17 protein-coding genes are annotated in these 20,836 nt (G+C 67.0%); 9 read left to right on the plus strand and 8 right to left on the minus strand.

Going from position 1 to position 20,836, the window contains the following annotated elements:
* The first annotated feature begins 281 nt into the window (after window positions 1-281).
* Together ACJH71_RS11795 and ACJH71_RS11800 are read left to right on the plus strand one after the other, a co-directional pair.
* Complete coding sequence (locus tag ACJH71_RS11795) at window positions 282-974, plus strand: TetR family transcriptional regulator (RefSeq protein WP_406758210.1); 693 nt, start codon at window positions 282-284, stop codon at window positions 972-974.
* Window positions 974-1,639, plus strand: coding sequence for a TetR family transcriptional regulator (locus ACJH71_RS11800; protein WP_406758211.1), 666 nt, complete (start codon window positions 974-976; stop codon window positions 1,637-1,639). The genes ACJH71_RS11795 and ACJH71_RS11800 overlap by 1 nt, the downstream gene beginning before the upstream one ends.
* A gap of 5 nt (window positions 1,640-1,644) precedes the next feature.
* Here the strand turns inward: ACJH71_RS11800 and ACJH71_RS11805 are convergent, their stop codons facing one another.
* From ACJH71_RS11805 to ACJH71_RS11815, 3 genes are all read right to left on the minus strand, one after another.
* Window positions 1,645-2,010, minus strand: a complete 366-nt coding sequence (locus ACJH71_RS11805; RefSeq protein WP_406758212.1) for a PAS domain-containing protein — start codon at window positions 2,008-2,010, stop codon at window positions 1,645-1,647.
* A 418-nt stretch (window positions 2,011-2,428) separates the two neighbouring features.
* Entirely contained in the window at window positions 2,429-4,237 is a 1,809-nt protein-coding gene (locus ACJH71_RS11810; protein WP_406758413.1) for a putative bifunctional diguanylate cyclase/phosphodiesterase, read from the minus strand.
* Window positions 4,238-4,473: 236 nt separating this feature from the next.
* Complete coding sequence (locus tag ACJH71_RS11815; RefSeq protein WP_406758213.1) at window positions 4,474-4,923, minus strand: MarR family winged helix-turn-helix transcriptional regulator; 450 nt, start codon at window positions 4,921-4,923, stop codon at window positions 4,474-4,476.
* Window positions 4,924-5,056: 133 nt separating this feature from the next.
* Between ACJH71_RS11815 and ACJH71_RS11820 the strand changes: the two genes are divergently transcribed.
* From ACJH71_RS11820 to ACJH71_RS11830, 3 genes are all read left to right on the plus strand, one after another.
* The gene (locus ACJH71_RS11820; protein WP_406758414.1) at window positions 5,057-7,063 is read left to right on the plus strand and encodes an ATP-binding cassette domain-containing protein; all 2,007 of its coding nucleotides are present in this window, start codon (window positions 5,057-5,059) and stop codon (window positions 7,061-7,063) included.
* Entirely contained in the window at window positions 7,060-7,869 is an 810-nt protein-coding gene (locus ACJH71_RS11825) for a CbiQ family ECF transporter T component (protein WP_406758214.1), read from the plus strand. The genes ACJH71_RS11820 and ACJH71_RS11825 overlap by 4 nt, the downstream gene beginning before the upstream one ends.
* Before the next feature lie 112 nt (window positions 7,870-7,981).
* Complete coding sequence (locus ACJH71_RS11830; RefSeq protein WP_406758215.1) at window positions 7,982-8,857, plus strand: hypothetical protein; 876 nt, start codon at window positions 7,982-7,984, stop codon at window positions 8,855-8,857.
* A 59-nt stretch (window positions 8,858-8,916) separates the two neighbouring features.
* Here ACJH71_RS11830 and ACJH71_RS11835 read toward each other — a convergent pair whose 3' ends face one another.
* From ACJH71_RS11835 to ACJH71_RS11845, 3 genes are read right to left on the minus strand one after another with little or no spacing between them, the layout of a single operon-like run.
* Complete coding sequence (locus ACJH71_RS11835) at window positions 8,917-10,248, minus strand: ABC transporter substrate-binding protein (protein ID WP_406758216.1); 1,332 nt, start codon at window positions 10,246-10,248, stop codon at window positions 8,917-8,919.
* Window positions 10,245-11,087 (minus strand): carbohydrate ABC transporter permease, encoded by an 843-nt coding sequence (locus ACJH71_RS11840; RefSeq protein WP_406758217.1) that lies wholly within the window; start codon window positions 11,085-11,087, stop codon window positions 10,245-10,247. The genes ACJH71_RS11835 and ACJH71_RS11840 overlap by 4 nt, the downstream gene beginning before the upstream one ends.
* A 13-nt stretch (window positions 11,088-11,100) precedes the next feature.
* Complete coding sequence (locus tag ACJH71_RS11845) at window positions 11,101-13,698, minus strand: helix-turn-helix transcriptional regulator (RefSeq protein ID WP_406758218.1); 2,598 nt, start codon at window positions 13,696-13,698, stop codon at window positions 11,101-11,103.
* A gap of 246 nt (window positions 13,699-13,944) precedes the next feature.
* Here ACJH71_RS11845 and ACJH71_RS11850 point away from each other — a divergent pair, with 246 nt between their 5' ends.
* Entirely contained in the window at window positions 13,945-14,448 is a 504-nt protein-coding gene (locus ACJH71_RS11850) for a lipoprotein LpqH (protein ID WP_406758219.1), read from the plus strand.
* Window positions 14,449-14,529: 81 nt separating this feature from the next.
* Window positions 14,530-15,951 carry an amino acid permease gene (locus ACJH71_RS11855; RefSeq protein ID WP_406758220.1) on the plus strand — a complete coding sequence of 474 codons (1,422 nt, stop codon included), beginning with the start codon at window positions 14,530-14,532 and terminating at the stop codon, window positions 15,949-15,951.
* 26 nt (window positions 15,952-15,977) lie between these two features.
* On the opposite strand, the gene ACJH71_RS11860 is transcribed toward ACJH71_RS11855, so the two are convergent.
* Complete coding sequence (locus ACJH71_RS11860; protein WP_406758221.1) at window positions 15,978-16,847, minus strand: carbohydrate ABC transporter permease; 870 nt, start codon at window positions 16,845-16,847, stop codon at window positions 15,978-15,980.
* A gap of 26 nt (window positions 16,848-16,873) precedes the next feature.
* Window positions 16,874-17,632, minus strand: coding sequence for a DUF2804 family protein (locus ACJH71_RS11865; protein ID WP_406758222.1), 759 nt, complete (start codon window positions 17,630-17,632; stop codon window positions 16,874-16,876).
* Between the two features lie 322 nt (window positions 17,633-17,954).
* Between ACJH71_RS11865 and ACJH71_RS11870 the strand changes: the two genes are divergently transcribed.
* Complete coding sequence (locus ACJH71_RS11870) at window positions 17,955-19,469, plus strand: TldD/PmbA family protein (protein WP_406758223.1); 1,515 nt, start codon at window positions 17,955-17,957, stop codon at window positions 19,467-19,469.
* On the plus strand, window positions 19,466-20,836 hold the full coding sequence (locus ACJH71_RS11875; RefSeq protein WP_406758224.1) for a metallopeptidase TldD-related protein: 1,371 nt from the start codon (window positions 19,466-19,468) through the stop codon (window positions 20,834-20,836). The genes ACJH71_RS11870 and ACJH71_RS11875 overlap by 4 nt, the downstream gene beginning before the upstream one ends.

The following is a 20,836-nucleotide window of genomic DNA, read 5'->3' on the forward strand; positions in this document are numbered from 1 at the left end:
CAATCACCATCGGCAACACTCCGCGATCGGCAAGATTCCGCCCATCACCAGGTTGACCAACCTGCCTGGGCAGTACAACTAGCTCGGACAGCAGTCAGCGCCGACGCGACAGGCCCAAGCAGACCGAATGCAATCTGGCGCCGCAGAATTGACGTTTTCCGAATGTCATCAGAGGTGAATGACGATTTCAAGTATAGAAATGAGTCACCTTCGGCATTCGACTGATACCGTAACCCGGGTGTGGTACGACTGCTGGTCAGCGACGAGGCTGAGATCACGCGTTGGCTGAGTCGACCGACCGGCGCGCCGATGCGACGCGTCAGCAGATCATCCGTGCCGCTGCGCATCAGTTCGCCCAGCGGCCCTTTCACGACGTCGGCCTGGACGACATTCTGTCTGAAGCGGAATTGACCAAGGGCGCGATGTATTTCCATTTTCGATCTAAGCATGCGCTTGCCTTGGCTGTCATCGACGAACAACTCGCGAGGACCGGCACTGCGATCCGGGGTTTGGTGGACCGCAAGCTTTCTGGCCTGGAGACGATGCTGGACGTGGGCTACCTCATGGCGGTCGAGGACCTCACCAGTGACAGTGCCCGGGCGATGCTGCATCTGCTCCCCGTGGTCGGCGGTGCTGAGGGGCTGCAGGCCACCGTGCTCAACAACGCGATTCAGGCGTTGAGCGTGGTGACCGAGCGGGCCATCGCCGAAGGCGATGTCCTCGACCGCGACCCGCAGGATGTGGCCCGGATGATGGTGGCGCTGTACCTGGGTCTGCGGCAGGCGGGCAATCTCGATGAGCCCGAACAGTTCCTGCGGGAGCTGGAGCGGATCTGGTCGGTTGTGCTGCCCAGTGTGGTGCCTGCCGATCGCATCGACTATTTCGTTCAGTTCGTACGGCGCCGTACTGCGTTGGCAGTCAAGACCACATCGGCGGGAGCGAAGTCAGCGGCACCCGACAGCGAGGTTGGCTAATGGCGCGCCAGGTCCGGTCCGAGGCGACCCGACGCAAGCTGCTCGATGCGGCCATCGACGTATTCGGCGAGGCCGGATACGTCGCCGCCGGGCGAACCGCGATCATCGAGCGGGCCGGGGTGACCAAGGGGGCGCTCTACCACCATTTCGACTCGATGGACTCGTTGGTCACGGCCATCATCGAGGGCGGTTTCGCCACCGTCTTGACCACATTCCGGAGCATGTGCCAGCCGTCGTCGCCCGCATTGGAGGGGATGATCCACGGCATGTTCGCGGTCACGGAGGTGCTGTCCGTCGACAAGGAGGCGCGCGCCGCGGGTCACCTGGTCTTCGCGCTGGCCGAATCCAACGAATTGGGGGCTGAGGTCGGCGGCGAATGGGCAGACGCCGTCGCCGATCAGACCGCGCGAGCAATCGCCGAGGGCGACCTGTGCGAGGAACTCGATGCCCGCCAAGTTGCCGAGTCGATCACCTCGGCGATGCTCGGGACGTGGCTCATGACGCACTACGCAGGTGACAGCATCGGCCGGGTCACCCGGATGTGGGAGACGCTGCTGCCCGCGATCGTGGTGGCCGACTCGCTGCCGTATTTTCGGCAGTTTCTGGCCCGCGACGCGCTGCGCTATCAGAACGGCAGTGACGGCGGATCAGCCGTCGAACCCTGACGGCGCTAGCGCTCCTCCAGCCACAGCTGCTCGGTGAGGTCTTGGAACGTCGCGAGCGCAACCCGGTCGTCGGCACGTTCGAGCGCTGACTTGCTCATCAGGGCGCGCACCGTCGAGCCGTCCCGATGTTCCAGGGAAACAACGAGATTGGCCAGGGAGTGCATCACCGACAGCGCGGATTCCTCAGCCGGCGGAACCTGACCGAAGATCTGTCGGAACTCCAGGGCCAGCACCTCTTCCTGGGTGTAGCCCAGCATGGCGGCGAACCCGGTGTTGGCGAACAAGATGGTGCCGTCGTCGGCGATCGCGAGCACCGGAACCGGGATCCGCTCGAGTGCGACCAGGGCCGGCAGCTGCCGCAGAGTATCCATCGGTGCCAGAGGGGTTTGCGTGTTCCGCCGTCGCTCCATAGGTCTGATTATGACGGCCACCGCCGGTGGCGCGGGCGTTGTTCGCCGCCGCCGCGTGCTGAGAGCGGCGCCGGCGACAACTACGGCGTCAACGTGACCTGACGCACAGTCTTGTATGGATTGAACACCATCCAAAAGGTATGTACTATCTCCGGTTATGCGAGGGACGGGTTTGTACGGATCGGGCACGCTGAGGCGTGCGCCGGGTCCGGCGCCGGTGAGTTCCTCCCAAAGCTTCGCCCGGGGCACCTTGAGGGGTCCGCATCGCCACTTGCCGCCGCATGCCGAGCCGCGTTGGTGCACCGCACCGACTGCAGCGCTCGCCGGCAGGCAGCCGGGGGTGCGGTTGTGTGCCGCTTTCTACCGGGCGATGTTCTTGTCAGATCACCAAAGCCTGGCTGTCGGCCAGGAAGGGCATCGCCATCCAGCGTGACGCCAGCATTGCTTCGGCGGCGGGACCCGGTACCGGGCGGGAGAACAGGAATCCCTGCGCGCGGTGACAGCCGTGCCGCATCAAGGTGAGCGCGGCCGCTGAGGTTTCCACGCCTTCGGCGACCACCTGCAGGCCGAACGCCTCGGCCAGCGCGATGATCGCTCGGACGATCGCGAGGTCACCCGGGTTGACGCCCAATTCCCGGACGAACACGGTGTCGATCTTCAGGGTGTCGACCGGCAGATCCTTCAGGTGTGACAGGACGGCGTAACCGGTGCCGAAGTCGTCGATTGCGATCTGCACCCCGGCTTCGCGCAGTTCCGCCAGGGTGCGACGGGTGCTTTCGATGTTCTGCACCACCGCCCGCTCGGTGATCTCCAGACACAGCGAGCCGGGGCGTAGGCCGAATTCGTGGATGGTTTCGACCACGTTCTGGACGAAACCGCGGGCGGCCAACTGGACCGGCGAGACGTTGACCCGCAAGGTGGCGTTGGTCCGGACGCCGTTGGCCTGCCATTGACTGAACTCCGCGCACGCGGTGCGCATCACCCAGCGGCCCAGATCATCAGCCAGGTTGGCGGATTCGGCGATGCTGATGAACGAACTCGGCAGCAGCAGTCCGCGGGTGGGATGACGCCAGCGGACCAGCGCTTCCACCGCGACGATGGCGCCACTCCACAGATCGACCTCGGGCTGGTAGTACAACAGCAACGACTCATCGTCGATCTTGCCCTGCATGTGCAGTTCGATGTCCTTGCGGAACAAGCTCTTGAGCGACATGTCGTCGGTGGAGCTGACGGTCTGGTTGCCGCCGCCGCGTTTCGCCGCCAGGACGGCCTCGTCGGCGCGGTGCAGCAGACCGGCGCTGGTGTCCTCGCCGGGCAGCCCCACCGTCACGCCCACGCTGACCGTGCTGTTGACCGTGTGGCCCTGGATCTCCACCCGCTCGCGCAGTGCGCCTTGCAGCCGGTCGGCGAACGTCTCGGCGCTGGCCATCGACATCGGCCAGTCCGGGATGACGACGAACTCGTCCCCGCCGATCCGGGCCGCCATGGTCCGGTTCCCGGCGTACGCGCGCAGCCGCCGGGCGAAATCCTGGATGAACCAGTCACCGGCGGCGTGACCGAGGTAGTCGTTGATCGGCTTGAGCCGGTCGAGGTCGATGTAGAAGACGCCGACCGGTCCGGGGTTGCCGGCGACGAGTCGCTCGGACAGGTGCGCGACCAGCGCACGGCGGTTGTGCAGGCCGGTCAGGTCGTCGTGATCGGCCAGATAGCGCAGCCGCTCCTCGGCGGCGACGCGGGCCTGCAGCTGCGCGAACAGCGATGCGATCGCCTCGATCGTGTTGAGTTCTTCGGGTCGCCACTTGGGTCGGCGGAACTTGACCAGGCCGAGCATGCCGATGGTCACCGGCCCGGAGATCAGCGGCGCGGTGGCTACCGACAGCGATTCGATGGCATGGTCCATCGCCATCTGGCGCACATAGCCGGACTCGTCCGGCTCCGGCCGGATTACTGCCACCCGCTTGCCGTGGGCGCAGGTGGTGAAGACCGGGTCGGCGGTGGTGAAGGAGACGACCGCCAAAGGGTCGGGCTCCGGGGCGTCGGTGCGCGGCGGCCATTCGGCCACCAGCTTGGAGGCCCTGATCTCGTGATCATTGTGGCGAAGGAATCCGGCGTCGACATTGAGCTGTTCCACCAGCGTCTGCAGCACGCGTTCGCTGACCGCGGCAGCCGTCGATGGTGTGGTGGCCATCAGTTGGGCGGCGATCGAGGTGACCAGCGCCAATCTATCCGCCACGATGTCCTTCCCCCGAAGACCGGCAGCCCAGTGGGCGAGCCGAGGGGGCCGCAGGAGGCCTAGGATCGCTTCGGGCCGATGCCGCTGTCGAGCATATTCGAAAAGCCCGTCAAGCTGGAAACTTCTCAGCCGAATTGCGGCTGCTAGAGCGATCGGCGCGGCCGGATGGCGTCGACCTGCTGCGCCCCGCGCTAGCGCACCGGTCGGGTCGGGGCGGCCTCGGCCAGGAATCGGTGCAGGACCTCAACCGCGTCGGCGAGCGTCCGGCGGTCCTCGTCCGACAGCCGGTCCAGTTCCGGGTCGAGCGCCGCCGCCCGGTCCTGGCGGACCCGCGCCATGGTCTCGACGCCCTTGTCGGTGATTCGGATCAACACGGCGCGGGCGTCGAGCGGGTCGGGGGTGCGTGTGGTCAGACCCGCGTCCTCGAGTCGGCGGACCTGGGTCGTCATCGTCGGCTGGGAGCAGTGGTCCACCGCCGCCAGGTCGGAGATCCGGGCCACGTCCAGGTCCTCGATAGTGGACAACAGTCGAGCCTGTGCCCCCGGAATGGGCAGCGCCACTCGCTGGGTAGCGAGCCGGTTGAGCCGGGAGACAACGCAGAGCAAATCGGCGCCAAGGCTGACTTCGACGGGGGCTACCATCGGGCAAGTATTTCACAACCGTGCACGAAAGTGGACCAGCTTGGTCCGCTCAGCGTGGGCCGCTCCGAGCGACTGGCAGAATCGACGGGTGACCAAGACCGGCCAGGGCGTTAACCGAGTCCGGGCGCGGTCCATGCAGCCCGTCGAGATTGCGCAGGCCGCCGTGATGGCGGCACTGTGTGCGGCGACCGCGATCATCGCGGTCGTGGTGCCCTTCGCCGCCGGCTTGTCGCTACTCGGCACGGTCCCGATGGGACTTCTGGCCTACCGCTACCGGATCCGCGTGTTGATCGCCGCCACGGTCGCCGCCGCGATCATCGCATTCCTGATCGCCGGCATGGGCGGCTTCATGACCGTGGTCAACAGCGCCTACATCGGCGGGTTGACCGGCGTCATCAAGCGCCGTCGCCGTGGCCTGCCCACCGTGGTCATGGCCTCCGCTGTGGCCGGCGGCATCTTCGGCACCGCCATGGTGCTGGCACTGACCGTGTTGTCGCGGCTGCGGCACCTGATTTTCGACGCGATCACCGCCAATGTGCACGGCGTCGCGGCCGCCCTGTCGCGCATCCCGCTGCCGGAATTCCAGCAGGTCGCCCAGGATCTGAACGGATTTCTCGGTGCGCTGCTGCACTACTGGCAGTGGCTCATCCTGGCCCAGATGACCATTGGCGTCATGATCGTGTCGCTGCTCGGGTGGTGGGCGTTGTCGCGGGTGCTCGACCGGCTCCGCGGGGTGCCCGACGTACACAAACTCGACCTGCCGGTCGAGGCCGGTCCGGTGGCGCCGGTCCCGGTCCGACTGGATCAGGTGCGGTTCCGTTATCCGCAGTCCGATCATGACGCCCTGGGGCCGGTCAGCCTGGAAGTAGCCGCCGGCGAGCACGTCGCGATCACCGGTGCGAATGGGTCGGGCAAGACCACCTTGATGCTGCTGCTGGCCGGGAGGTCGCCTACTGCGGGCACTGTTGAGCGTCCCGGCGCGGTGGGGCTCGGTGCGCCCGGAGGCACCGCGGTGGTCATGCAGCATCCGGAGAGCCAGGTTCTGGGCACCCGGGTCGCCGACGACGTGGTGTGGGGCCTGCCGCCGGGCACCAGCACCGACGTCGACCGGCTTCTCGGCGAGGTCGGACTGACGGGGTTCGCCGAACGCGACACCGGTGGCTTGTCCGGCGGGGAACTGCAACGGTTGGCGGTGGCGGCGGCGCTGGCCCGCGAGCCCGCGCTGCTGATCGCCGACGAGGTCACCAGCATGGTCGACCCGCAAGGGCGCGAGGCGCTGTTAGGCGTGCTGTCGGAGCTGGCCGGGTCCTCTGAACGACGCTGCACGTCCTTGGTGCACATCACCCACTACAACGACGAGGCCGGCAGCGCCGACCGGACCATCGACCTGTCCGGGTCCCGTGACAACACCGCCATGGTGGAGACCGCCCAGGTGCCCGTCGCCTCCGGCGGCCAGGGGGCAGCCCGACGTGTTGGCCCGCCAGTGCTCGAATTGTCCGGCGTGGGGCATGAATACGCCAGCGGCACGCCGTGGGCCAAGACCGCGCTGCGGGACATCAGCTTCAGCGTCGACGAGGGCGACGGTTTATTGATCCACGGCGGAAACGGTTCGGGCAAGTCCACCCTGGCGTGGATCATGGCCGGCCTGACGACCCCGACCACCGGTAGCTGTCTGCTCGGGGGCCGGCCCGCCGACCAGCAGGTGGGGGCTGTGGCGCTGTCGTTCCAGGCGGCCCGGTTGCAGCTGATGCGCAGCTACGTCGGTTTGGAAGTGGCTTCTGCGGCAGGCTTTTCGCCGCGTGACCATGCCAGGGTCAGCGCCGCACTGGCCGCCGTCGGGCTCGACGCGGCGCTGGCTGGCCGGCGCATCGACCAACTCAGCGGCGGCCAGATGCGCCGCCTGGTGCTGGCGGGCCTGTTGGCCCGGTCTCCGCGAGCGTTGATCCTCGACGAGCCGCTGGCCGGCCTCGACGCCGCCAGCCGGGACGGCCTGCTGCGACTGCTGGAGGATCTGCGGCGGGAGACCGGTCTGACGGTGGTGGTCATCTCGCACGATTTCGCCGGCCTCGGCGAGTTGTGCCCGCGAACCCTGCACTTGCACAACGGTGTCCTGGTGCCGGCGCCGGCAGGTGCGGCGTGACGGGGGAGACGCGCAGCACCCCTCGGCCGGTGGTGTTGCTGCGGCCGGTTCCCGGCGACTCCGCCGTGCACCGACTGTGGGCCGGGACGAAGCTGATCGTGGTCTTCGGCATCTCGGTACTGCTGACCTTCTATCCCGGCTGGGCAACGATCGGTGCGGTGGCGCTGCTGGTGTTCGCCGCGGCCAGGATTGCCCACATCCCTCGAGGTGCGCTGCCCTCGGTACCTCGCTGGCTGTGGGTGCTGCTGTTGGTCGGAGGTGCGACCGCGGCCATGTCCGGCGGTGACCCGGCCGGCTTGGGTGGGCTGTTGTACTTCCTGCGGATCACCGCGCTGTCTGTCGTGCTGCTGGGGCTGGGCGCAATGGTGTCGTGGACCACCAATGTCGCGGAGATCGCTCCCGCGGTGGCCACCCTGGGTCGACCGCTTCGGCTGCTTCGGATTCCCGTCGACGAGTGGGCGGTGACGGTGGCGCTGGCGCTGCGCGCGTTCCCGATGCTGGTCGATGAGTTCCGAGTGCTCTACGCCGCGCGGCGCCTGCGGCCCCGGTCCCGTCCGCGCACCCGACGGCAACGTCGGCGCCGCTGGGCGCGTGAGGCCATCGATCTGATCACCGCGGCCATTACCGTCACTCTGCGCCGGGCCGACGAGATGGGGGACGCGATCACCGCTCGTGGTGGCATCGGCCAGATTTCGGCGTCGCCGGCGCGCCCGGGGTTGGCCGATCTGGCGGCCCTGGTGATTGTGGTCGTGATGTGCGGCGCGGCAGTGGCTCTTGAACTGACGGTGTTGCCCACAGCTGTCTGACGACGCGCCGCTTCCTCCGCGAGATTGCACTCACGCAGGCTTTTTGCCGGATTTTCCTGCATGGTTGCAATCTCGGGGGAGCTGTCGGTGCCTACGAGCATCCTTGCGCGTCATGGACGCATTTCTCGGCAGCGAAGCAGTCGCCGCGGGTGAAGTATCTCGGGATCGGCTGGCGCGCCGGTGCCGACGGATTTTCCCCGACGTCTACCTTCCCGCTGACCAGACGGTCCCGTCATTACGGGACCGCGTCGGCGGAGCCTGGCTCTGGTCGCGTCGCCGCGGCGTCATCGCCGGTGTTGCGGCGTCCGCGCTGCACGGAGCGCGCTGGGTCCGCGACGACACGGTTGTCGAGATGTTGCTGCGCAACGGCCGGCCACCGAGCGGGGTGATCACGCGTAACGAGGCCGTCGCCGATGACGAGCTGACGTTTGTCGGGCGCCTTCCGGTGACCACGCCGGCACGTACCGCTTTTGACTTGGCGCGCCACCTCCCGCGCGGGCAGGCCCTCGCGCGGCTGGACGCCTTGATGCGGGCGACCCCGTTCGCGGTCGAGCGTGTCCTGATGCTCGCCGATCGCTATTCAGGTGCCAGGGGATTGCGCCAAGTTCGGGAACTGATGCCGCTCGTCGACGGTGGTGCGGCGTCGCCTAAGGAAACGTGGTTGCGACTCCTGCTCCTTGACGCCGGATTACCCACGCCCACAACGCAGATTCCCGTGCACATCAACTATCACCTGTTTGCGATGCTCGACATGGGCTGGGAAGAGTTCCGCGTCGCGGCTGAGTACGACGGGGACCAACACCGTACCGATCGCCGCGAGTACGTCCGTGGTGAACGCCGCCAGCGCAAGCTGCCGCAATTGGGTTGGCTCAACGTCAAGGTGATCGCCGAGGATCGGCCGGCCGAGGTGATCGAACGCGTCTACCGTGCGCTGAGATCGCGGGGATGGAGAGGCGCCGTGACGCCGAGATTGCAGGCACGCAGGTGATTTCGCGGATTTTCCTGCAGGGGTGCAATCTCGGGGGGTGGAGATCGGCCGCCGGGCAACTACCGGCGTGCGGCCGCGTTCGCGGCGTCCTGTGCTTGGGATAGGGCCGTGCTGACGTCGGAGCGGCCGAGGAACATCTCATCGAAATAGGGCTTGATGGCCTGGTTTCCGGCGGGAAACCCTGCACCGCCGCCCGGCGCCGGGATGCGGGGCCCGTTGAGCACCGAGAAAAAGGGTGTGACGTCGACCCCGCGCCGCGCCCAGTAGTCGAAGTAGACCCGCTGTGCGCTGAGTACCGCCGGTATCGCCGCACCCTGTCGCCCCAGGAATGCATTGCCGTCGCGGCTGCCGAGCCAGGCCAGAACCTCGCGCACCGCCGCGGGATGCTGCGATGCGGCGTTGCCGACGGCGGCGATCCCATTGGTGACGCTGACCCGTCCGGCCGGCCCGGCGGGCAGCATCGCCACACCCCAGGCGAACGTGGCCTGCTCGGCAACGGCCGCCAGGTTGTAGGTGCCCGACTGAAACAGCGCCATCTTCCCGGCCAGGAACTGATTGCGGGAGAAGTCGCCGTTGGTGTTGGTCTCCGAGGCCGGCGGTGCCACGTGGTCGCCGTTGATCAGCTGCACCAGGTAGTCGAACGCGCCGATCGCTGCCGGGTTGTCGAAGGCGAAGTCGTCGCCACGCTGGAACACCCCGCCGGCCGAGCCGATGTAGTTCAGATAGATCCCCTGCGGGTCATTGGCGGCGTTGTAACCCCACTGCCGGATCCGTCGCTCGTCAAAGCCCGAGGTGCTCGCGCTGCGCCCGGCGTTGTCAAGGGTGAGCCGGGCCAGCAGCGGGCGCAGCGTGTCGTGTGCGCCGTGCGGATCCCAGCGCAGTTGGTCCAGCTGAGCAGGAGCGATCCCGGCAGCGGCTAACAGATCCGCGTTGTAGTACACCGCGATCCCAGCGTCGGTCAGTTGCGGGACTCCCCATAGCGTCGCGTCGCGGGTGAACTGCGTGACCACCGATGGTTCCCAATCCGCGCCCGCCGCATCGATCTTCATCAGCCGCCCGTTGTCGGCGTAGCCGGCCAGGTAGGCGTTGGAGAGCCAGAAGATGTCGTCGGCGCCGCCACCGGCGACATCGGTGTGCAACGTGTCGAAGTAGGTCCCGTAGGAGACGACGTTGACGCGTACTTCGATCTCGGGGTGGGTGCGTTGGAACGCGGCGAACGACTGCCGGTAGGCGGTTGCGACCTGCTCGTCCCACAGTCGTACCGTCACCACCGTCGTGCCGGTGGCCGACCGGGTCGAGGCGCCGTCGAGCAGCACCGCCGCGGCGCCCAACAGCGCGGCCAGGACAACCGCCGCCGCGGCGAACAGGGTGGAGAACCGCGGCCGGCTCACTTGATCCCCGTGACGACGATCGACTGCACGATCCGGCGCTGGAACACCATGAACAGCACGATCAGTGGAATCATCGCCACCGTGGTTGCCGCCATCACCAGCGTCCATTGCGCGTTGTAGCGGGACTGCAGGGCGGCGGTCGCCACGGTGAGCACCCGCCACTTGTCGCCGCTGGTGATCACCAGCGGCCACATGAAGTTGTTCCACTGCGAGACCACGGTGATCAACCCGAGCGTGACCAGGATGGGCCTGCTGGCAGGCAGCATCACGTGCACGATCACGTCCAGAGTGTTCGCTCCGTCGAGGCGCGCGGCGTTGATCAGATCATTCGGGACGGTGCGGAAATGCTGACGCAACAGGAAGATCGCGTAGGGGGAGCCGAACATGAACGGCAACACCAACGCCCAGAACGTGTTCCGTAGACCCAGCTGCGCCATCATCAGATACAGCGGCACCACGGTCACGCTGGCCGGCACCATCAGGGTCGCCACATACACCCAGAACAACTTGTCGCGACCCGGGAACTCCAGCCGCGCGAAAGCGTAGGCAGCCAGCACCGAGAAACTCAGCTGTCCCAACACGATCACCGCCGTCATCAGCGTCGTGACCGCCGCCGCCCGACCGAATCCGGCACCACCGAGGTCGCCGTAGTTGTCCATTGTCGGTGGGTGGGGCCAAGACAACGGGGTACCGGTGGCGAATTGGCGTGCCGGAGTGAACGACGTCAGCAGGCCGAGCCCGAAGGGCGCCAGCGTGATGAGGGCGCCGAGTGTCAGCAGCGCGTAGATCGCCGAGGCGCGAATGTGCTTGTGCGGACGAAGCAAGTTGTTGATCAACATCACCTGGGGTAGCTCACGGGGACTTTTGGTAAGCGTAGGCGGCGGCCTGGGTGCGGTTGTGGACGCCGAGTTTGGCCATGATGGCGCAGACGTGGGTATTGGCGGTTTTGGTGCTGATGTACAGCGCGGTGGCGATCTCGGCATCGCTGTGGCCGGCGGCGAGGAGATCGAGGACGTCGCGTTGGCGTTTGGTGAGACCGTGGGGGTCCGTGCTGGTGTCTTTGCGGCGACGGTCGGGATCGCGGCCGCGCAGTTGGGCGAGGCGTTGCTTGGCGCGCCGGGCCGCGCAGCGGGCACCGAATTGGCGGAACGTACCCAAAGCGGCCTCGACGGCGTCGGCGTCGCCGCCGAGTTGAGCGATGGCGGCATCGTAAGGGCAGCCCCGGAGGACCCAGTCCTGTGCCGCCGCGCGCCAATCCCCGTTGATTTCACGTTCATACGGCGTGGCAGCGATGACGCCGACACCCGACCCGCCGCCGGCCAGATGAGCCCAGCGCAGCAGGGAGCCCCCGAGCCACGCGTACGCCGGGCCGGGCACCGTGAGGATTTCGGCCGCGCAGCGGCGGGCCCCCTCGTCGTCGTCGGCCAGCCAGGCGGCCTCGGCCCGCGCGGCGCGCACCGGCAGCTGCAGCAGGCTGCCCGTCGCACACGCGAGGGCCTCGTCGAGTAGTGGCCAAACGGGCTCCTCACCACGGCGCGCCCGGATCAGGGCGACGGTGATCAACGGCGCGATCCGATGTTGCGGGGCCAATTCGGACTGGGTCAGGATCTGCTCGGCCGCCAGCGCGGCGGACCTCCAGTCGCCGCCCGCCAGGCCGGTCAGCGCCTGCAACCCCACCACCAGGGCCTCGAACATGCCGAGGTCGCGGTGGTTGAAGTAGGCCGCCACTTCGGCGAGGTAACGCTGGGCGCGGCCGAATTCGCCGCGCACGACAGCGAAGGTGCCCAGGAGGATGCCCAGAATTCCGCTGTGCTCCTCGATCCCAGGGCTCGCGGCCGCTTCTCGCCACACCTCCTCGAACTCGTCCCAGCCGGTGTCGCTGCAGAACACCGTGGTGAGGGCCAAATATCCGCGGGCGTGGATCGTTACGGCGGGGTCCCGCAATTGGGCACCGAGGGCCTTCGCTCGGGCCGCATATCGGGCACATGCGGGGTCAAGGCCCAGAGCGGCGATGTGAGCCATGTTGATCAGTGACCAGGCCAACTGCGGGGACGGGCCAAGGTCTTCGAGCAGCCGCAATGACTCGTGCGCTGCTGCTAAGGCTTCGGCGGGGCGTCCCAGCAGCTGCAGGACGTGCGACAGGCGGCGCAGGTCCTCAGCCTTCTGGCGGGGATCCGCCAACCGCTGGTGCAGCTCGATTGCCTGTTGCCAGGACAGCGCCGCAGCCTTGGCGTGACCGGCCAGGTAACTGCTGTATGCGTGCCGTTCGAGCCACAGCACCTTTTGTTCGACGGGGATGGTGTCGGCGTGGCGCAGTACCAACGCATAGAGGTCGGCGGCCTGCCGGTTGGCGCCCGATCCTGCGGCGCGTTCGGCGGCCACCGGGCCGTAGCCGATGACTGCATCGGTGTCGCCGGCATGTTCGGCGTGAAACGTCAACGCCGCCAGCGTGTCCGGGTCGATAGGGGGTTCGGCCAGCACGGTCAAGGCTCGCTTGTGCAGCACGCGCCGCTGATAGTCGGGGATCTGTTCGACGACGGCGCGGCGGGTCAGTTCGTGGCGGAATCCCACTGCGTCTGCGCTGGCTATCAGCACCCCGGCGGCGAGGCATTCGTTCAGAGTGCCTGCCGCACCAGGCGATACCGCCTCGAGCAGAGCGGGGTGCACCCGAGGCCCGCAGATCGCTGCCGCCTGCGCGGTTTCGCGCCCAGCGGCCGACAGCCGCGCGAGTCGGCCCCGCACGGCCTCGGAAATGCTGCACGGCAGGCGGCCATTGCCCAGCGCGTCAGGCCCGGCGGCCACCATCTCCGTGACGAAAAACGAGTTCCCCTCGGTAAGCCGGTACAACGCTTGGGAGTTGATGCCGCTACCGGCGGCCAATGCGGTCACCGCGCCGGCACTGAGCGGTTCCAGTGTCATGCGCGTCACCGTCGCCCAGGTCGCCACATCACCCAACAGCACGGCCAACGGGTGGGTCGGGCCGATCTGATCATCGCGATAGGACGCCAGCAACAACACCGGCATCGTGTCGATCCGCCGGGCTAGATGACGCAGCAGATCCAGGGCGGCGCTGTCGGCCCAATGCAGGTCTTCGATCACACACACCGCGGGGTTGCCATCGCCGACGGCCCCCACCAGTCGGTCGTAGATCGCCTCGGTGTCCCTGGCGTCGATGGCGGCCCTTATCGAGGTTGCCTGATCAGCCGGAAGGCCGGCGAGCATGTCGATAAATGGGCCCAACGGCCGAGGCGTGGCTGACCCGTCGCACCAACCCCGCAGCACCCGCGTGCCCGGATCGAGCCCGGTGAGAAATCGGGCGATCACCGTGGTCTTGCCCGCCCCGGCTTCCCCCCGCAGCAACGCCAGCTGCCCGTCTCCTCGGGTGGCGGCTCGATAGCAGCGCTGCAGGGTTGTCAGTGTCGACTCGCGTTCGAGCAGAGGGCTAACCACGGTCAACCCCCTCCCGCCCCAGGTCTGAGACCGCGTACCCCGGAGCAAATATCAGGTAATTACCTGATGCGCCGAGGTTCGCCTGCCCAGCACACTCCCAAGTGAGCGTGGCGGGTGGTCTGCCACGGGCATCAGCACTCTGCCATCTGATCAGGATGCGGAGTAAAGCCTAGCCCGCGAGCCCCCGCCTGCGCCCACGAAACAGCACGAAACAGGCGCGTGACCACCCACAACAAAGGAGTACCGGTGAAGCGTTCAGTAACGGTTGCCGCGGCGGCGGCAGCAATCGCGGTCCTAGGTCTGTCTGGGTGCTCCAGCGAGAAGAAGACGGAAAGCGTCCACGAATCCCACTCAAGCACCTCGAGCTCCTCGAGTGAATCCAGTGCGTCGGTGAGTGTGGGCGGCGCCGCCGCAAACACGAAAGTCACCATCGACGGTCAAGACCAGAACGTCACCGGCACGACTGTGTGCACCACGATGGCCGGCGACGTCAACATCGCGATCGGCGGAGCAGCCACGGGAATCGCCGCAGTGCTCACCGATGCCAACCCTCCGGAGGTGAAGTCGGTCGGGCTGGGCAACGTCAACGGTGTGACGCTGGCCTACACCGCGGGCACCGGTCAGGGAGAGGCCAAGGCGACCAAGGACGGCAACGAATACAAGATCAGCGGTACCGCGACCGGGATCGACACCGCTAACCCGATGCAGCCCGTGAACAAGCCGTTCGAAATCGACGTGACTTGTTCTTAACCCGGTTCGCCGTGTTGTAACCCGTTGCGCCGGGCGGGGCGTGTTCAATGATGGACACGAACCGTCCAGCTAGGGGCACCAATGTCAACGCCGGCGCTCAGCATGTCACGGCAGATGCTGCGGCGTCGGCCGGTGAATGGTGCACCGATGGCCACCGGGGGCACGAACCACCTGCGACGCAGGCTCGGCGGCTTTCGGCTCACCATGTTCGGAGTCGGCTCGACGGTCGGCACAGGGATCTTCTTTGTCTTCCCGGTGGCGGTGCCGCAAGCCGGCCCGGCAGTGGTCGTTTCATTCATCGTCGCCGGGGCCGCTGCGGGCCTGGCCGCGATCTGCTACGCGGAGTTGGCTTCGGCGGTGCCAGTTTCGGGGTCGGCATACTCATACTCCTATGCCACCCTCGGTGAGTTCATGGCCGTGGTTGTCGGGGCATGCCTACTGCTCGAATACGGGGTGTCCACTGCCGCGGTGGCAGTTGGGTGGAGTCAGTACCTGAACAAACTGTCGCTCAATGTCTTCGGATTCGCCGTACCGCAGGCGATTTCATCGGCACCATGGGATTTCGAAGGTGGTTTCGTTAATCTGCCAGCTATCGTCTTGGTGGCAATTTGTGCGGCTATGTTGATCGGCGGCACCAGTGAATCGGCCAAGGTCAATGCCGTCATGGTGGTGATCAAGCTTGGCGTGCTGCTGATGTTCGCGGTGATCGCGTCAACGGCTTTCAGCGCGAACCACTTCACTGACTTCGCCCCTTTCGGATTCTCGGGAATCAGCTGGGCAGCGGGCACGATCTTCTTCTCCTACGTAGGTCTTGACGCGGTATCCACCGCCGGCGAGGAGGCCAAAGACCCGCAGCACACGATCCCGCGGGCAATCATCGCGGCGCTGCTGATCGTGACCGGTGTCTATGTGATTGTCGCGGTGGCCGCGATGGGCAGCCAGCCGTGGCAGAACTTCGAGGCGCAAAGCGCGGGCCTGGCCGTGATTGTGGATCACATCACCGGAAACCGCTTAGGCAGCACCGTCTTGGCGGCGGGCGCGGTGATCTCGATCTTCTCTGTCACTTTGGTCACGATGTACTGCCAGACCCGCATCCTTTTCGCGATGGGACGCGACGGCCTGCTGCCGGCGACGTTCGCCAAGGTCAACCCGCGCACCCGGACACCCGCTACCAACACCATGATCGTCGCGGTCGTGGCGGCAGCCCTCGCCGGTCTGGTGCCGCTTCAGCGTCTGGCCGAAACGGTCTCCATCGGCGCCTTGACCGCGTTCATTGTCGTGTCCGTGGCGGTGATTGTGCTCCGGGTCCGGGAACCGGATCTGCCCCGCGGATTCAAGGTGCCCGGCTATCCGATCACACCGATCTTGTCGGTGGTGGTTTGCGGATGGATTATGTGCAGCCTGCACCGGTACACCTGGATCGTGTTCGCCGGCTGGATAGCGGTCGCGTTGATCTTCTACCTGCTGTGGGGTCGCCGTCACAGCGCGCTCAACGGCGGTTAGGACACAAGCACAGCAAGGACGCGGGCTCACGTGAGGTCGTAGCTGACCCGCCGGCCCAACGACAGCTGCTGAACGACAGTCACCCCGACCAATACGGCGAACAGCACCAATGCCATCACCGCGGCCCGGCCGATCGCCGCAGCCCCGAACGCCTCTTCGTAGATACGGTGCGCGATCAGGTCGGTGCGACCACCGGGCCCGCCGCCGGTCAGCGCGTACACGGTGTCGAACACCTGTGCCGCGCTGACCACGCCGGTGACCAGCACGAAGAACATGGTGGGCCGCAGCATCGGCAACGTGACCCGCCAGAACCGCTGCCACCCGTTCGCCCCGTCGATGCGCGCCGCCGAGAGCACCTGGGTGGGGATGGCCAGGATGCCGGCCAGGAAGAACAGGGCGACGTAGCCGACGTTGGTCCACACCACCACCGCCGAGGTCACCGGCAGTGCCAATCCGGGATCGGTCAGCCACTCGATGCGGTGCCCGAGCACGGTGCTGACCGCGCCGTCGGTGGGGCTCAGAATCCAGCGCCACAGCACCGCGATCGCCAACGGTGCGCAGATCCACGGCAGCACGTACACGGTGCGGAACAGGCCGCTACCCGGCAGCCCGCGGGCCAGCAAGACCGCCACACCCAGCCCCAGCACGGTCTGCAGCGGAACGACGAACGCGACGAAAAGCACCGTCACCACAAGAGAATTGCCGAACACCGGATCGGTCAGCACCGATCGCCAATTCTCCGCGCCGACATAGCTGATCGGTCCCAGCAGATCCCAGCGATGCAGGCTCAGCCACACCACCACCAGCATCGGCAGCAGCAGGAACGCCACCACGCCGAACAGGCTGGGGGCGAGCAGCGCATAACCCAGCGCCGCAGAACGGGGAGCGCGGCTCATAGGTGTATTAAAGCGCTTGCGCCGACTCAAAATCGGGTCTTCATCCGCTCGAGCACCCCGGGCACGTCTTCGAAGGAGTGGGACTCGCCGGCCAGGGACGTCACCGTGCCGCGATAGGTACCGGCGAGCTGCCAGTAGTCGATCGCGGCCGCGACCAGATTGACCTTGACCGCTTTGCGCCCCGCGGGCGTGAACATCACATCGAGTCGGCGGTCGCGATCACGGACATGCACGGTCGACAGCGGATCGTCGGAGCCGAAGTCGAACTGGACTCCCGCGAGTGGTTCCACCGCACCGGGAACCCAGTTCGACGACTCGTCATCGTCGTCGCTGAACTCCGGCCGGTCGACGAAGTTGGAGCCCACCACACCACCAGCCATCGCGACGGCAAAGGTGCCCCACGTCCAGAAGGTCGAATACGGGAACTGCGAACGATGCTCATCGAGGATGGCGAAATCGCGCGCTCGCTGGAACACATAGGTTCGGTCGCCCACGGTGAGTGTGCCGCTGACCGGAAACGGCTGCTTGAACGTGTAGTAGTCGATCGCAGAGGTGAGCTTGGCGCTGATGCTCAGCGGTGGTGCCGCGTCCTGCGCGTGCAGTGTCAGCGCACCGGTGATCGCGGGCCCGCGCTGGTCTGCCGCACAGTCGATCCGCACGGTGACCGTGCCGGCGCCGGCACCGAAGTCGTAGTCGAGCAGATAGCGGCGCGTCTTGACCCGGCACCGGCCGCCGTGCAGCAGGTCGTCGGGCAGGCGCAGGCTGGCGCCCCCGCAACCGAGCATTCTTCTCCACCAGGACACCGGTCGCCTGGTCGCGGACGAACAGCTCCGACGATGCCAGGTATTTCACGTCCTGCATGATCATGGCGCCCGACATCTCGGGGTGGATCAAGGCGAAGCCGACCCACTCCTTGAGCCGGAACTCGCGCCAGAGGCGAGACAGGCCGGAGTGCGCGTCGACCGGGTTGGTGTCGCGGACCCGGCCATCGAACCGGCCGTAGTGTCGAACACCGTCTTGAACCAGTCGCTGGGGCGCTGTCACGCCGTGATCATGAATTGACACCTATGCCGTGGTCAACCATCGGCACGTCGTTACGGTGGACTGGTGACAGCGAACCGGGAGATCGACGCCGAGTTTCTGGCCCTGCCTCGCCACGAGCTGGCCGACGCCGCGTTGTCGGCGGCCAGAGCGGCCGGCGCCGAGCATGCCGACCTGCGGATTCACCGGATCGCGACCGAGGTCATCCGGCTGCGCGACGGTGAGTTGGAGACCGCCGTCGTCAACCGCGAGCTCGGCTTCGCGGTGCGGGTGGTCGTCGACGGCACCTGGGGCTTCGCCTCGCATGCCGAACTGGCCCCGGATGTCGCAGCGGACACCGCCCGCCGCGCCGTTCAGGTCGCCAAGACGTTGGCTGTCCTCAACGCCGAACGTGTCGAGCTGGCCGCCGAGCCGGTGTACCGCGACGCGATGTGGGTGTCGGACTATTTGATCGACCCGTTCGAGGTACCCACTGCTGACAAGATCGACGTGCTGGAGGACTACTCGGGCCGATTGCTCGCCGCCGACGGGGTGCATCACGTGACCGCGGCGTTGACCGCGGTCAAGGAGCAGACCTTCTACGCCGATGTGTTCGGATCGTCGATCACCCAGCAGCGAGTGCGGCTGATGCCGGTCTGCGACGCGGTCACCGTCGGACCGGACGGCTTCGACTCGATGCGAACGCTGGCGCCGCCGACGGCGCGCGGTTGGGAGGCGGTGGCCGGCGACGACGTGTGGGACTGGTCGGGTGAGCTGACCGAACTGCCGGTGCTGCTCGCCGAGAAGGTCAAGTCACCCAGCGTGGTACCGGGACCCACTGACTTGGTGATCGACCCGACCAACCTGTGGCTGACCATCCACGAATCCATCGGCCATGCAACCGAATACGATCGTGCCATCGGTTACGAGGCGGCCTACGCGGGGACGTCGTTCGCCACCCCGGACAAGCTCGGCACGCTGCAATACGGCTCGCCGGTGATGAACGTGACCGCCGACCGCACGGTGCCCTACGGGCTGGCCAGCATCGGCTACGACGATGAAGGCGTGGCCGCCCAGACTTGGGACCTGGTACGCGATGGGCGTTTCGTCGGGTATCAGCTGGATCGGGTGTTCGCGCCCAGATTGGGGCAGTCTCGTTCCAACGGGTGCTCCTACGCCGACTCGCCGCATCACGTTCCGATCCAGCGGATGGCCAATGTGTCGCTGCAGCCGGGGACCGATGACCTGTCCACCGCAGATCTGATCGCTCGGGTGGACAACGGTATTTACATCGTCGGAGACCGATCGTGGTCGATTGACATGCAGCGCTACAACTTCCAGTTCACCGGGCAGCGGTTCTTCCGGATCCGTGATGGCCGCCTGGATGGGCAGTTGCGCGACGTGGCGTATCAGGCGACCACCACCGATTTCTGGAACGCGATGGAGGCCGTCGGCGGCGCCTCGACATGGCGACTGGGCGGGGCGTTCAACTGCGGCAAGGCGCAGCCCGGTCAGGTGGCCGCGGTCAGCCACGGCTGTCCGTCGGCGCTGTTCCGGGGGATCAACGTGCTCAACACGCGCAGCGAGGGGGGCCGGGAATGAGGATCGGACCGCAGCAGGTCATCGACACCGCGCTGGCGGCGGCCAAGAGCGACAACACCGAGACCATCGTGCTGGTCACCGATCGGACCGAGGCGTCGCTGCGCTGGGCCGGTAACTCGATGACCACCAACGGGGTGTCGAGCAGTCGAACCACCACCGTCATCTCGATCGTCTCCGACGACGAGGGCTCGCGGGTCGGCTCGCTGTGTTCGGCGGAGGTAGACCCGGCACTGATCCCGGAGTTGGTCGCGGCCTCGGTGGAGGCGGCCGCGGGCGCACCGGAGGCCCGCGATGCCGCGGAACTGCTGGGCGGCACAGCCGTACCGGAGGACTGGGACGCCCCCGTCCCGCAGACCGGCGCGGAGGCCTTCGCCGATCTGGCCACCTCGCTGAGCCGGGGCTTTCGGGGTGCCGACCAGCTCTACGGTTTTGCCCGCCATGAGGTGCAGACCACGTTTCTGGCGTCCTCGACCGGGTTGCGGCGGCGTTTCACCCAACCCACCGGGACGGTGGAGATCAACGCCAAACGCGACGGGGCCAGTGCCTGGGCGGGGATCAGCGCTCCGGATTTCGTTGACGTGCGATGCGATTCGCTGCTGGAGCAGCTCTCGACGCGATTGGGCTGGGCGGCGCGCAGTGTCGAGTTGCCGGCTGGGCGCTACGAGACATTGATGCCGCCTTCCACGGTCGCCGACATGATGATCTATCTCGGTTGGACGATGGGCGGCCGCGGCGCGCAGGAAGGCCGTACCGCGCTGTCGGCGCCCGGCGGCGGCACCCGGGTGGGGGAGCGGCTGTCCGAACTGCCGCTGACGCTGTACTCCGACCCGCACGCTTTCGGGCTCGAGTGCGCGCCGTTCGTGGCGACCGGCACCTCGTCGGAGACCGCATCGGTGTTCGACAACGGCCTGGACATCGGTTGCGTGGACTGGATCCGCGGCGGGGTGATCAACGCGCTGGCCTACCCGCGTGCCGCGGCCGCCGAGTTCGGTGTACCGGTCGCCCTGGCCGCCGACAACCTGTTGATGACGGGCGGTTCGGCCAGCATGGACGAGATGATCGCCTCGACCGAGCGTGGTCTGCTGCTGACCACGCTGTGGTACATCCGCGAGGTCGATCCGACCACGTTGCTGTTGACCGGGCTGACCCGCGACGGCGTCTATCTGGTCGAAGACGGCAAAGTGACTGCGGCGGTGAACAATTTCCGGTTCAACGAGAGCCCGCTGGACCTGCTGCGCCGTGCCACCCAGGCCGGTATCGCCGAGCCGACTCTGCCTCGGGAGTGGGGTGACTGGGCGACTCGGGCGAGCATGCCGTCACTGCGGATTCCCGACTTCCACATGTCGTCGGTGAGCCAGGCTCAGTGA

Origin of the sequence: Mycobacterium sp. SMC-15 (genome assembly GCF_045310925.1) — a bacterium.
GTDB lineage: Bacteria > Actinomycetota > Actinomycetes > Mycobacteriales > Mycobacteriaceae > Mycobacterium.